A 13,735-nucleotide genomic window follows, 5' to 3' on the forward strand; every position below is an offset into this window, starting at 1 on the left:
GGTGTCGGGGTGAGCGAGCCCGTGCCCCACATGACCCCCGAGCAGTTCCGGCAGCACGGTCACGAGGTGGTCGACTGGATCGCCGACTACTGGGCGCGCATCGAGTCCTTCCCCGTCCGCTCGCGGGTCGCCCCCGGCGACGTCCGCGCGGCGCTCCCGCCGTCGGCGCCCGAGCGGGGCGAGCCCTTCTCCGCCGTCCTCGCCGACCTCGAGCAGGTCGTCCTGCCGGGCGTCACGCACTGGCAGCACCCGGGCTTCCTCGCCTACTTCCCGGCCAACACCTCCGGCCCCTCGGTGCTCGGCGACCTGCTCTCGGCGGGCCTGGGCGTCCAGGGCATGTCGTGGGTGACCAGCCCGGCGGCCACCGAGCTCGAGCAGCACGTCCTGGACTGGCTGGCCGACCTGCTCGGGCTGCCGGAGGCGTTCCGCTCGACGGGCAGCGGGGGCGGGGTCGTCCAGGACTCGAGCTCGGGGGCCAACCTGGTCGCCCTGCTCGCGGCGCTGCACCGGGCCAGCGGCGGGGCCACCGTCCGGCACGGGGTGGTGCCCGAGGAGTACACGGTCTACGTCTCCTCCGAGACCCACTCGTCGATGGAGAAGGCCGTCCGGATCGCCGGGCTCGGCACCGACGCGATCCGGGTCGTGGAGGTCGACGGCGACCTGGCGATGCGCCCGGCGGCGCTGGCCGCCCGGCTGGCGCGCGACACCGCCCGCGGGCTGAAGCCGGTGCTGGTGTGCGCCACGGTCGGGACGACGTCGACGACCGCGGTGGACCCGCTGGCCGAGATCGGGCCCGTCTGCCGCCGGTACGGCGCCTGGCTGCACGTCGACGCCGCGTACGCGGGCGTGAGCGCCGTCGCCCCCGAGCTGCGGCACCTGCAGGCCGGCGTCGAGGAGGCCGACAGCTACACCACCGACGCGCACAAGTGGCTGCTCACCGGCTTCGACGCGACGCTGTTCTGGGTCGCCGACCGGGCGGCGCTCACCGGCGCGCTGTCGATCCTCCCCGAGTACCTGCGCAACGCCGCCACCGAGGCCGGCGCGGTCGTCGACTACCGCGACTGGCAGATCGAGCTGGGCCGCCGGTTCCGCGCGCTCAAGCTGTGGACCGTGCTGCGCTGGTACGGCGCCGAGGGACTGCGCGCGCACGTCCGGTCCGGCGTCGCGCTGGCGCAGGAGCTCGCCGGCTGGGCCGACGCCGACGACCGCTTCGACGTCGCCACCCCGCACCCGCTGTCCCTGGTGTGCCTGCGGCCGCGCTGGCCGGCCGACGTCGACGCCGACGTCGCGACCATGACGCTGCTGGAGCGGCTCAACGACGGCGGCGAGGTCTACCTGACCCACACGACCGTGCGCGGCGCGGTGGTGCTGCGGGTGGCGATCGGCGCGCCGGCGACGACGCGGGCGCACGTCGAGCGGGCCTGGGCGCTGCTGTGCGAGGGCCACGACTGGCTGGCCGCCGACTTCGCCGAGCAGGCCGCCGAGCGCGCCCGCGCCGAGGCCGCGCGCAAGGAGGCCGAGCGACGGGCGGCCGAGGAGGAGGCGGCCCGGCGGCACGCCGCCGGGCAGGCAGCGGGGCAGGCGGCGGTGCAGGAGACCCCGGAGGAGACCCCGGACGAGAGCCCGGCCGGGGCGGAGCCGGCCGAGGTCGTGCCGGCTACTCCCCCAGTGACCGGATGAGCCCCTCCTGGGCCACCGTGGCCACGTGCCGGCCCTCGGCGGTCCAGATGCTGCCGAAGCACAGCGCGCGGCCCTCGGAGGCGGCCGGGCTGTCGGTCTCGTAGAGGAACCACTCGTCGGCGCGGAACGGCGCGTGGAACCAGACGGCGTGGTCGAGGCTGGCGCCGACGTAGCGCCCGCCCCACCCGCCGCCGACCCGTGCGAGCCCGGCGGACAGCAGCGTCAGGTCGCTGACGAAGGTCAGCGCCGCGGCCTGCACCCCGGCGTCGTCGGGGAGCCGGCCGGCCACCCGGAACCAGGCGTGCGACTGGGTGGCCGGCGGGGTCTTCGGCTCCGGCGCGAACGGGTTGACCAGCGGCCGCTGCTCCACGGCCCGGCTGATCTCCAGCGCGGGCGCGGCCAGGTCGCCGTGGCCGGCGGCGTGGTCGGCCAGCGACAGCAGCTCCTCGGGCCGCGGCACCTCCGGCATCGGCCGGGAGTGCGCGACGACGCCCGGCTCGCCGGCGTGGAAGTCCGCCGTCAGCGCGAAGACGGCGACGTCCTCACCGCGCCGGGTCTGGCAGGCGATGACCCGGCGGGTGGAGAAGGACCGCCCGTCGCGGATCCGCTCGACGGTGTAGCGCAGCTCCTCGTGCGGGTCGCCCGGCCGCAGGAAGTAGGAGTGCAACGAGTGCACGCCCCGGCCGGCCGCCACCGTGCGCGTGGCCGCCATGAGCGCCTGCCCGGCCACCTGCCCGCCGAAGATGCGCTGCAGCGTGGTGGTCGGGGTCTGCCCCACGAACACGTCGGGCGAGCGCTCCTCGAGGTCGAGGACGCTCATCAGAGCGGCGGCCTGGGTCCCGCCGCCGGTCACGAGTCGGTGCCGACTTCGTGCACCCGGATGAGGTTGGTCGACCCGACCGTGTTCGGCGGGCTGCCCGCGACGACGACGACGCGGTCGCCGACCCGGAGCCGGCCGATGGACAGCAGCGAGAAGTCCACCTGCTCGACCATGTCGTCGGTGTGCTGCACCGAGGGCACCAGGAAGGTCTCCACGCCCCAGGACAGCGCCAGCTGGCTGCGGACCCGGCCGTCGACGGTGAAGGCCAGCAGCGGCTGGCGGGGGTGCAGCGCGGCCAGCCGGCGGGTGGTCTCGCCGGTCTGGGTGAAGGTGCACAGCGCCTTGACGTCGAGCGCCTCGCCGATGTCCCGGGCCGCGCGGACGATCGCGCCGGAGCGGGACCGGGACCGGCGGGTGATCTCCGGGGCGCGCGCGTCGGAGCTCTCGACGGCGTCGATGATCCGCTCCATCGTGCGCACCGCGGCGATCGGGTAGCGGCCCACCGAGGTCTCGCCGGAGAGCATCACCGCGTCGGCACCGTCGAGGACGGCGTTGGCGACGTCGGAGGCCTCGGCGCGGGTGGGCCGCGAGTTGGTGATCATCGACTCGAGCATCTGGGTGGCGACGATGACCGGCTTGTTGCGCTCGCGGGCGGCCTGCACGGCGCGCTTCTGCACCAGCGGCACCTGCTCGAGCGGCAGTTCCACGCCGAGGTCGCCGCGGGCCACCATGACCCCGTCGAAGGCCTCGACGATCGCCTCGAGGTTGGCCACCGCCTCGGGCTTCTCCAGCTTGGCGATCACCGGGACGTGCACGTCCTCCTGGCGCATGATGTCGCGCACCAGCTCGACGTCGCTGGGCGAGCGGACGAACGACAGCGCGACGAAGTCGACCGACAGGTGCAGGGCGAAGCGGAGGTCCTCCTCGTCCTTCTCCGACAGCGCGGGCACGCTCACGGCGACGCCGGGCAGCGACAGGCCCTTGTTGTTGGAGACCTCGCCGCCCTCGACGACCAGGCACCAGACGTCGGGCCCGTCGACGGAGACGACCGAGAGGGCGAGCTTGCCGTCGTCGACCAGCAGCCGGTCGCCGACGCGGGCGTCGTTGGCCAGGCCCTTGTAGGTGGTCGAGACGCGCTCGGCGGTGCCCTCGACGTCGTCGACGGTGATGCAGACGCGGCTGCCGGTGGCCCAGTGGACCGGGCCGTCGGCGAACGTGCCCAGGCGGATCTTGGGGCCCTGCAGGTCGGCCAGGACGGCGACGGCGCGGCCGGTTCGGTCGGAGGCCTGGCGCACGTGGATGTACGCCTTCTCGTGGTCGGCGTGCGCCCCGTGGCTGAAGTTGAGCCGGGCGACGTCCATCCCCGACTCGACCAGGGCGGTGATCTGCTCGAGGGAGCTGGTGGCCGGGCCCAGGGTGCAGACGATCTTCGCGCGGCGGGACATGAGACAGACGCTAGTGCGCCGCCTCCGGCGGAACGGACGGGGGCCGGGTCCTCGGGGTGTCGCGAGGACCCGGCCCCTGGTCGGTCCGACGAGCGGGGGCCCGGAGGGTCCCCCGAGGAGGACTCTCGTGCAGGGCTCCGCCCGGTCGGGACGGCACCTGGTGGCGGTGTCGTCCGGAGGACGACAGTGTTACCGCAGCGCCACGGTTACCGCAGCGCCACGGCGGTAGGCGTGACCGGGCGGGGCAGCATGGAGCTGCCGGTCAGCCAGGAGTCGACCGCACCGGCGGCGGCGCGGCCCTCGGCGATGGCCCACACGATCAGCGACTGGCCGCGGCCGGCGTCGCCGGCCACGAACACGCCGGGCACGGTGGACATGAACTCGCCGTCACGGACGACGTTCCCGCGCCCGTCGACGTCGAGGCCCAGCGCCTCGACCAGGCCCTCGCGCTGCACGCCGGTGAAGCCCATGGCCAGCAGGACCAGCTGGGCGGGCAGCTCGCGCTCGGTGCCCTCGACCTTCTGGAACCGGCCGTCGACCTGCTCCACCTCGTGGATGACCAGGGCGCGCACGCGGCCCTCGTCGTCGCCGAGGAAGCGCTCGGTGTTGACCGAGTACAGCCGCTCGCCGCCCTCCTCGTGCGCCGAGGAGACCCGCATGATCATCGGGTAGGTCGGCCAGGGGTTGCCCTCGGCCCGCTTGTCCGGCGGCGCGGGCATGATCTCCAGCTGGGTGACCGAGCGGGCGCCCTGCCGGTGCGAGGTGCCCAGGCAGTCCGCGCCGGTGTCACCGCCGCCGATGATGACGACGTCCTTGCCCTTCGCCGTGATCGGCGGGTCGTCCAGCTCGCCGAGCGCCTGCCGGTTGCCGAAGGGCAGGAACTCCATCGCGAGGTGGATGCCGTCCAGCTCACGCCCGGGGGCGAGCAGGTCGCGGCCGACGGTGGCGCCCGCGGCGACCACGACGGCGTCGTACTCCCCGCGCAGCCGCTCGGCCGACAGGTCGTCCTCCCCCGGGCCGCCGACCTCGACGCCCGTGACGAAACGGGTGCCCTCGGCGCGCATCTGGTCCAGCCGCCGGTCCAGGACGGCCTTCTCCATCTTGAACTCGGGGATGCCGTACCGGAGCAGGCCGCCGACGCGGTCGGACCGCTCGTAGACGGTGACGTCGTGCCCGGCGCGGGTGAGCTGCTGGGCGGCGGCCAGGCCCGCCGGCCCGGACCCGACGACGGCGACCTTCTTGCCGGTGCGCTCGGCCGGGGCCTGCGGCTCGACGTGGCCCCGCTCGAAGGCCTGGTCGATGATCTCCCACTCGATCTGCTTGATCGTGACCGGCGAGTCCTGCAGGTTCAGCACGCAGGCGCCCTCGCAGGGGGCCGGGCACAGCTTCCCGGTGAACTCCGGGAAGTTGTTGGTCGCGTGCAGCCGCTCGATCGCGTCGCGCCAGTCGTCCCGGCGGGCGAGGTCGTTCCACTCCGGGATCAGGTTGCCCAGCGGGCAGCCGTGGTGGCAGAACGGGATGCCGCAGTCCATGCACCGCGCGGCCTGCTGGCGCAGCGCGGCGACCGGGTAGACGCCGTCCTCCCCGTTCTGCCGGGAGAGGTAGACGTCCTTCCAGTCGAGGATGCGGACGTCGACCGGCCGCCGGGGCGGCAGCGCCCGCTCGTACTTCAGGAACCCCGTGGAGTCAGCCACGTGCGGCCTCCATCACTGCTCGATCCACATCCGTGCCGGCGGCCTCGGCGGCGCGCCGGGCCTCGAGGGCGCGACGGTAGTCGCGCGGCATGATCACGCTGAACTGCTCGGACCAGCGGCCCCAGTCGGCCAGCAGGGCCGCCGCGACCGGCGACTCGGTCCCGGTGTGGTACCGGACCAGCACGTCGCGCAGCCACTGCGCGGACTCGCCGTCCAGCGCCTCGACGTCGACCATCTCGGTGTTCACCCGGTGCCGGGCGAGGTCCAGGACGTACCCGACGCCGCCGGACATGCCGGCCGCGACGTTGCGGCCGGTGGGCCCGAGGACCACCGCGCGGCCGCCGGTCATGTACTCCAGTGCGTGGTCGCCGGCGCCCTCGACGACGGCCAGCGCGCCGGAGTTGCGGACGCAGAACCGCTCGCCGACCCGCCCGCGGAGGAAGATCTCCCCGCTGGTGGCGCCGTAACCGATGACGTTGCCGGCGATGACGTTGTCCTCGGCGGCGAAGGTCGCCTCGGGCGCCGGGCGGACCACGATCCGCCCGCCGGACAGGCCCTTGCCGACGTAGTCGTTGGCGTCGCCGAGCAGCCGCATGGTGATGCCGCGCGGCACGAAGGCACCGAAGGACTGGCCGGCCGACCCGGTGAAGGTCAGGTCGATCGTGCCGTCGGGCAGGCCCTCGCCGCCGAAGCGGCGGGTGACCATCGAGCCGAGCATCGTGCCGACGGTGCGGTTGACGTTGCGCACCGGCAGCTCCAGGCGCACCGGCCGCGCGTCGAGCAGCGCCCCCTCGCACAGCTGGATCAGCGTCTGGTCCAGGGCGACGTCGAGGCCGTGGTCCTGGGTGCGGACCGCCCGGCGGGACGCGCCCTCGGGCAGCTCGGGCTGGGCGAGCATCGGCGAGAGGTCCAGGCCGCTGGCCTTCCAGTGGTCCACCGCGCGCCGGGTGTCGAGCAGCTCGGTGTGGCCGACGGCCTCGTCGACCGAGCGGAAGCCCAGCTCGGCGAGGTACTGCCGGACCTGCTCGGCGAGGAACTCGAAGAAGGTGACGACGAACTCCGGCCGGCCGGTGAACCGCTTGCGCAGCTCCGGGTTCTGGGTGGCGACGCCGACCGGGCAGGTGTCCAGGTGGCAGACCCGCATCATGATGCAGCCGGAGACCACGAGCGGAGCGGTGGCGAAGCCGTACTCCTCGGCGCCCAGCAGCATCGCGACGAGCACGTCGCGGCCGGTCTTCATCTGGCCGTCGGCCTGCACCACGATCCGGTCGCGCAGGCCGTTGGCCAGCAGCGTCTGCTGGGTCTCGGCCAGGCCCAGCTCCCACGGCGAGCCGGCGTGCTTGAGCGAGGTCAGCGGGGCGGCGCCGGTGCCGCCGTCGTGCCCGGAGATCAGGACGACGTCGGCGTGTGCCTTGCTGACGCCGGCCGCGACCGTCCCGACCCCGACCTCGGCGACCAGCTTGACGTTGACCCGCGCCTCGGTGTTCGCGTTCTTGAGGTCGTGGATGAGCTGCTTGAGGTCCTCGATCGAGTAGATGTCGTGGTGCGGCGGCGGGCTGATCAGGCCGACGCCCGGCGTCGAGTGCCGGGTGCGGGCCACCCACGGGTAGACCTTGCCGCCGGGCAGCTGACCGCCCTCGCCGGGCTTGGCGCCCTGCGCCATCTTGATCTGGATGTCGTCGGAGTTGACCAGGTACTCGCTGGTCACGCCGAAGCGGCCGCTGGCCACCTGCTTGATCGCCGAGCGGCGCAGGTCGCCGTTCGGGTCGGGCACGTAGCGGTCGGGGTCCTCGCCGCCCTCACCGGTGTTCGACTTGCCGCCGAGCCGGTTCATGGCGATGGCGAGGGTCTCGTGCGCCTCCTGCGAGATGGAGCCGTAGCTCATCGCGCCGGTCTGGAAGCGCTTGACGATCTCGCCGGCCGGCTCGACCTCCTCGAGCGGCACGGGCGGGCGCACGCCCTTCTTGATCTCGAACAGGCCGCGCAGCGTCGCGGCCTCCTCCGACAGCGCGTCGACGGTGTCGGTGTAGCGCTGGAACACCTCGAACTGCCGCGAGCGGGTGGCGTGCTGGAGCAGGAACACCGTCTCGGGGTTGAACAGGTGCACCTCGCCCTCGCGGCGCCACTGGTACTCGCCGCCGGTCTCCAGCCGCCGGTGCGCGCGCTCGGTGGGGTTCTCCGGGTAGGCGCGCCGGTGCCGCATGGCGACCTCCTCGGCGAGGACGTCCATGCCGACGCCGCCGAGGGGACAGGAGGTGCCGGTGAAGTACTCGTCGACGACGTCCTGGGACAGGCCGACGGCCTCGAAGATCTGCGCCATCGTGTACGAGCCGACGGTGCTGATGCCCATCTTGCTCATGACCTTGAGGACGCCCTTGCCGAGCGCCTTGACGACGTTGCGCACCGCCTGGGCGGGCTGCACGCCGGTGAGGACGCCGTCGCGGATGAGGTCCTCGATGGACTCGAACGCCAGGTAGGGGTTGACCGCGGCCGCGCCGTAGCCGAGCAGCAGCGCGACGTGGTGCACCTCGCGGCAGTCGCCGGACTCGACGACCAGGCCGACCTCCATGCGGGTGCGCTCGCGCACCAGGTGGTGGTGGACGGCGGCGGTCATGAGCAGCGACGGGATCGGCGCGCGCTTCTCGTCGCAGTCGCGGTCGGACAGCACGATGACCCGCGCGCCGGCCGCGATCGCCTTGCTGACCTTGTTCCGCAGCTCCTCGACCGCCTGCACCAGCGCGGGGCCGCCGCCGGTGACGTCGAAGTGGCCGGTGATCCGGACGGCGGCGAAGCCGGGCAGGTCGCCGTCGTCGTCGATGTGCAGGATCTTGGCCAGCTCGTCGTTGTCGATGACCGGGTAGGGCAGGTACACCTGCCGGCAGGAGGCCGGGGTGGCCGTGAGCAGGTTCTGCTCGGGGCCGAAGGTCCGCCCGAGGCTGGTCACCAGCTCCTCACGGATGGCGTCCAGCGGCGGGTTGGTCACCTGGGCGAACAGCTGCCCGAAGTAGTCGTAGAGCTGCCGCGAGCGGTCCGACAGCGCCGCGATCGGGGTGTCGGTGCCCATGGAGCCGATCGGCTCGGCGCCGGTGGCGGCCATCGGCGTGAGCAGGACGCGCAGCTCCTCCTCGGTGTAGCCGAACAGCTGCTGGCGGCGCACCACCGACTCGTGGCTGGGCCGCGCGCGCCGCCGCTCGGGCAGCGAGGGCAGGTGCACCAGGCCGGCGTGCAGCCAGTCCTCGTAGGGGTGCTCGGCGGCCAGGGCGCCCTTGACGTCCTCGTCGGAGACGATCCGCCCGGAGGCGGTGTCGACGAGGAACATCCGGCCCGGCTGCAGCCGGCCCTTGGCGACGACGTCACCGGCCGGGATGTCGAGGACGCCGGCCTCGCTGGCCAGGACGACGAGGTCGTCCCTGGTGTGCCACCAGCGGCCCGGGCGCAGGCCGTTGCGGTCGAGGACGGCGCCGATGAGCGTGCCGTCGGTGAACGCGACGCAGGCCGGCCCGTCCCAGGGCTCCATGATCGAGGAGTGGAACCGGTAGAAGGCCCGGCGGGCCGGGTCCATCTCGTCGTGGTTCTCCCACGCCTCCGGGATCATCATCAGCACCGCGTGCGGCAGCGAGCGGCCCGACAGGTGGAGCAGCTCGAGCACCTCGTCGAAGGTGGCCGAGTCGCTGAAGTCGCTCGCGGTGACCGGGAAGACCCGGTCCAGGCCGAGCTCGGCGGCCGGGCCGGCGGGGCCGTCGAACAGCTCGGTCTCGAGCTTGGCCTCGCGGGCGCGCATCCGGTTGCGGTTGCCCTTGATGGTGTTGATCTCGCCGTTGTGGGCGATGAACCGGAACGGGTGCGCCAGCGGCCAGCTCGGGAAGGTGTTGGTGGAGAACCGGCTGTGCACCAGCGCGATCGCCGACTCGTAGCGCTCGTCGCGCAGGTCGGGGAAGAACGCGGGCAGCTGGTCGGTGGTCAGCATCCCCTTGTAGGTGATGGTGCGGCTGGACAGCGAGACGACGTACAGGGAGCTGCCGGTCTCGCGGGCCTCCCGCTCGGCGCGCTTGCGCAGCACGAACGAGCGCCGCTCCAGCCGGGTGACGCCGTTGACCTCGCGCGGGCCGCCGAAGGCCGCGGCGTCGGCGCGGGCGCCCATCGTCTCGGCGACGAACAGCTGCCCGAAGTGCGGCATGACCGCGCGGGCGGTGGGGCCGAGGTCGGCGCCGTCGGGGTCGACCGGCACGTCGCGCCAGCCGAGGACGGTCAGCCCCTCCTCGGCGGCGATCCGCTCGACGTCGGCGTAGCGGGCGGCCCGCTCCTGCTCGTCGACCGGGAGGAAGGCGACGCCGACGGAGTACTCGCCCAGCGGGGGCAGGTCGAAGTCGACGCTGGCCCGCAGCAGCGCGTCGGGCACCTGGGTCAGGATGCCGGCGCCGTCACCGGAGTTGGGCTCGGAGCCGGCGGCACCCCGGTGGTCGAGGTTGTGCAGCGCGGTCAGGCCCGCGGCCACGATCGCGCGCGAGCGGCGGCCCCGGGCGTCGGCCACGAAGGCGACGCCGCAGGCGTCCGAGTCGTTCGCCGGGTCGTAGAGACCGGAGGCCGGCGGGGTGGCCGAGAACGGCACGGCCGAGCCGGCGGTGGTGCGGGGGGCGGGGGTGCGGGACCCGGACATGATCACTCCCGTCGTCGGCCTGCGCGCGGTCCCCGGGAGGACGTCGCGGGGCATGGGGCCCGGCCGGTGGTCAGAGGGTGCGGTGCACGGAAGCAGTGGAGGACAGCGGAGCCGGCGACCGGCCGGGACACGGTGGCCCGGACAGGCTGAGGACCGGCGGCCCCGCGGGTGGTTGCGCGGGGTCGTCGTCCCGCGGGGCAGCGCTGGCCCGGTTACGACGCGAGTGACCCCCCGGGATCACCGGCTGGTCTGGACAGGAGGGTACACAGCCGTAACACCGGGCTCATCGGCGCAAACCGATCCGTCGGCGCGTCCTCTCAGGTCGTGCCCGGCGCGTCGTGAGACCGGTCACCCCGCCGTTCCTCGGCGGGCACGTCGGTGCTGGTCGGGGCCTCGCCGGCGGTGCCGGCGTCGGCGGCGGGGGTGTCGTCGTCGTCACGTCCGCCGGCGGTGGCCCGGTCGAGGACCTCCCGGGGGCGGCCGCGCTGCCAGACCATGTAGGCCACGGCGAGCAGGCCCACCACGATGCTCGTGAACACGTTGATCCGGACGCTGAGGAAGCGGTTGGCGTCGTCGATGCGCAGCAGCTCGATCCACAGCCGGCCGGCGCAGTACAGCGCGACGTAGAGCGCGAACGCGCGGCCGTGGGACAGCCGGAACCGGCGGTCGGCCCACACGACGACGGCGGCCGCGGCGAGGTTCCACAGCAGCTCGTAGAGGAACGCCGGGTGGAAGGTGGCGAACGCCTCGTAGCCGTCGGGCCGGTGCGCCGCGTCGATCTCCAGGGCCCAGGGCAGCGTGGTGGGCCGGCCGAACAGCTCCTGGTTGAACCAGTTGCCCAGCCGGCCGACCGCCTGGGCCACCAGCAGGCCGGGGGCGATGGCGTCGCCGAAGGCCGGCAGCGGGATGCCGCGGCGGCGGCAGGCGATCCAGGCGCCGACGCCGCCGAGGGCGATGGCGCCCCAGATGCCGAGGCCGCCCTCCCAGATGGCGAACGCCCGCAGCGGGTCGCCGCCCTCCCCGAAGTACGGCTGCGGCGTGGTGACCACGTGGTAGAGCCGGCCGCCGAGGATGCCGAAGGGCACCGCCCACATCGCGATGTCGAGCACCTCGCCGGGCCGGCCGCCGCGGGCCACCCAGCGCTTCTCGGCGATCCAGCAGGCCGCGACGATGCCGGCGACGATGCACAGCGCGTAGGCGCGCAGCGGGAACAGCCCGAGGTGCCACACCCCCTGGGCCGGGCTCGGGATGCTCGCGAGGACCGTCACGGCACGGCCACCCGGCGGCGCACGCCCGCGGCGAGCTCCTCCGACAGCCGGCGCACGCCGTCGGCGCCCCGGCCCTCGAGCAGCTCCCGCACGTAGGCCGACCCGACGATGACGCCGTCGGCGAAGCCCGCCACCTCGGCGGCCTGGTCGCCGTTCGAGACGCCCAGGCCGACGCACACCGGGACGTCGGTGACCGCGCGGGTGCGGGCGACCAGGCGCTCGGCGGCGTCGCCGACGGTGGCGCGGGTGCCGGTGACGCCCATCGTGGACGCGGCGTAGACGAACCCGCGGCAGGCCGCGGTGGTCGACGCCAGCCGCGCGTCGGTGGACGACGGCGCGACGAGGAACACCCGGTCCAGGTCGTGCTCCTCCGACGCCGCCAGCCAGGCCCCCGCCTCGTCGGGGATGAGGTCGGGCGTGATCGCGCCCGCTCCCCCGGCGGCCGCCAGGTCGGCGGCGAACCGCTCGACGCCGTAGCGCTCGACCGGGTTCCAGTAGCTCATCACCACCGGCACCGCGCCCGCGGCGTCGACCGCCTCGACGGCGCGCAGCACGTCGCGCATGCCGACGCCGGCGCGCACCGCGGGGTCGACCGCCTGCTGGATGACCGGGCCGTCCATTCCGGGGTCGGAGTACGGGACGCCGATCTCCACGACGTCGGCCCCGCCCTCGACCGCCGCGACCATGGCCGCGATCGAGTCGTCCACGCTCGGGTAGCCCACCGGCAGGTAGGCGACCAGCGCCGCGCGGCCCTCGGCGCGGGCGGCGCCGATGCGGTCGGCGAGCCGGCTCACGCCGGGCTCCCCGCGGCCCGGCCGGGCACCGCGTCGCCGGAGGCGACGGCGCCCTCGGTGGGCTGCTGGTCGGTGTCCATGCCGGGGCCGGGGTCGACCTCGTCGCGGTCGCCGAGGCCGAACCAGCGCGAGGCGGTCTCGACGTCCTTGTCGCCGCGGCCGGAGAGGTTGACCAGCAGGAGGGCGTCCGGACCCAGTTCGCTCCCCAACCGCATCGCCCCGGCCAGGGCGTGCGCGGACTCGATCGCCGGGATGATGCCCTCGGTGCGGCACAGCAGCGCGAAGGCCTCCATGGCCTCGGCGTCGGTGACCGGGCGGTACTCGGCGCGGCCGACGTCGTGCAGGAAGCTGTGCTCCGGCCCGACGCCCGGGTAGTCCAGCCCGGCGCTGATCGAGTGCGACTCGATCGTCTGGCCGTTGTCGTCCTGCAGCAGGTAGGAGCGGGCGCCGTGCAGCACGCCCGGGGCTCCCCCGGTGATCGTCGCGGCGTGCCGGCCGGTCTCGACGCCGTCGCCGCCGGCCTCCAGGCCGACCAGGCGGACGCCCTCGTCGGGCACGAACGCGGTGAAGATCCCGATGGCGTTGGAGCCGCCGCCGACGCAGGCGAGCACGGCGTCGGGCAGCCGGCCCTCGCGCTCGAGCACCTGGGCGCGGGCCTCGTCGCCGATCACCCGCTGGAAGTCGCGGACCATCGCCGGGAACGGGTGCGGGCCGGCGACGGTGCCGAAGACGTAGTTGGTGGTCTCGACGTTGGTCACCCAGTCGCGGAAGGCCTCGTTGATGGCGTCCTTGAGGGTGCGCGAGCCGGTGCTCACCGGGACCACCTCGGCGCCGAGCAGCCGCATGCGGGCGACGTTGAGCGCCTGCCGGCGGGTGTCCTCCTCGCCCATGTAGATCGTGCAGGACAGGCCCATGAGCGCCGCGGCGGTCGCGGTGGCGACGCCGTGCTGGCCGGCGCCGGTCTCGGCGATGACCCGCTGCTTGCCGATGCGCCTGGTGAGCAGCGCCTGGCCCAGCACGTTGTTGATCTTGTGCGAGCCGGTGTGGTTGAGGTCCTCGCGCTTGAGCAGCACGCGGGCGCCGCCGCAGTGCTCGGCGAAGCGCGGCACCTCGGTGACCGGGCTCGGGCGGCCGGTGTAGTCGCGCTGGAGGGCGGCGAACTCGGCGACGAAGGCGGGGTCGACCCGCATGGCCTCGTAGGCCTCGGTCAGCTCGTCGAGGGCCGCGATCAGCGCCTCGGGGACGAACCGGCCGCCGAAGACGCCGAAGTGACCGGTGGCGTCGGGCCACGCCGGGCGCGCCGGGTCGCTGCGCTGCTCGGGAGGGTGGACGGCACTGGTGGTCATGCCCCCAGTGTCCCGCGCTGCGACGCCGAGG

Annotated in this window: 8 protein-coding genes; 1 reads left to right on the forward strand and 7 read right to left on the reverse strand. The window is 74.2% G+C overall.

Going from position 1 to position 13,735, the window contains the following annotated elements; translation table 11 throughout:
- Positions 1–9: 9 nt before the first annotated feature.
- Positions 10–1,680, forward strand: a complete 1,671-nt coding sequence (locus tag ACI798_RS07010) for an aminotransferase class V-fold PLP-dependent enzyme (RefSeq protein WP_456940584.1) — start codon at positions 10–12, stop codon at positions 1,678–1,680.
- Here ACI798_RS07010 and ACI798_RS07015 read toward each other — a convergent pair.
- The 7 genes from ACI798_RS07015 to trpB form a co-directional block, all read right to left on the reverse strand.
- Positions 1,658–2,500 carry an acyl-CoA thioesterase gene (locus ACI798_RS07015; protein WP_456940583.1) on the reverse strand — a complete coding sequence of 281 codons (843 nt, stop codon included), beginning with the start codon at positions 2,498–2,500 and terminating at the stop codon, positions 1,658–1,660. The two genes, ACI798_RS07010 and ACI798_RS07015, sit on opposite strands and share 23 nt — an antisense overlap.
- Positions 2,501–2,529: 29 nt before the next feature.
- Positions 2,530–3,945, reverse strand: a complete 1,416-nt coding sequence (gene pyk / locus ACI798_RS07020) for a pyruvate kinase (RefSeq protein WP_456940582.1) — start codon at positions 3,943–3,945, stop codon at positions 2,530–2,532.
- 206 nt (positions 3,946–4,151) lie between these two features.
- A complete protein-coding gene (locus ACI798_RS07025; RefSeq protein ID WP_457047554.1) occupies positions 4,152–5,639 on the reverse strand; it encodes a glutamate synthase subunit beta in 1,488 nt (495 codons plus the stop codon).
- Positions 5,632–10,296 (reverse strand): glutamate synthase large subunit, encoded by a 4,665-nt coding sequence (gene gltB / locus ACI798_RS07030; protein WP_457047555.1) that lies wholly within the window; start codon positions 10,294–10,296, stop codon positions 5,632–5,634. The genes ACI798_RS07025 and gltB overlap by 8 nt, the downstream gene beginning before the upstream one ends.
- A 317-nt stretch (positions 10,297–10,613) precedes the next feature.
- Entirely contained in the window at positions 10,614–11,564 is a 951-nt protein-coding gene (lgt, locus tag ACI798_RS07035) for a prolipoprotein diacylglyceryl transferase (RefSeq protein ID WP_457047556.1), read from the reverse strand.
- Entirely contained in the window at positions 11,561–12,358 is a 798-nt protein-coding gene (gene trpA / locus ACI798_RS07040) for a tryptophan synthase subunit alpha (RefSeq protein ID WP_457047557.1), read from the reverse strand. Before trpA ends, lgt begins: the two co-directional genes overlap by 4 nt.
- Positions 12,355–13,704: a tryptophan synthase subunit beta gene (trpB, locus tag ACI798_RS07045; protein WP_457047558.1), complete on the reverse strand. Its 1,350-nt coding sequence runs from the start codon at positions 13,702–13,704 to the stop codon at positions 12,355–12,357. The genes trpA and trpB overlap by 4 nt, the downstream gene beginning before the upstream one ends.
- Positions 13,705–13,735: the final 31 nt, after the last annotated feature.

Source organism: Geodermatophilus sp. SYSU D01045 (assembly GCF_054050295.1).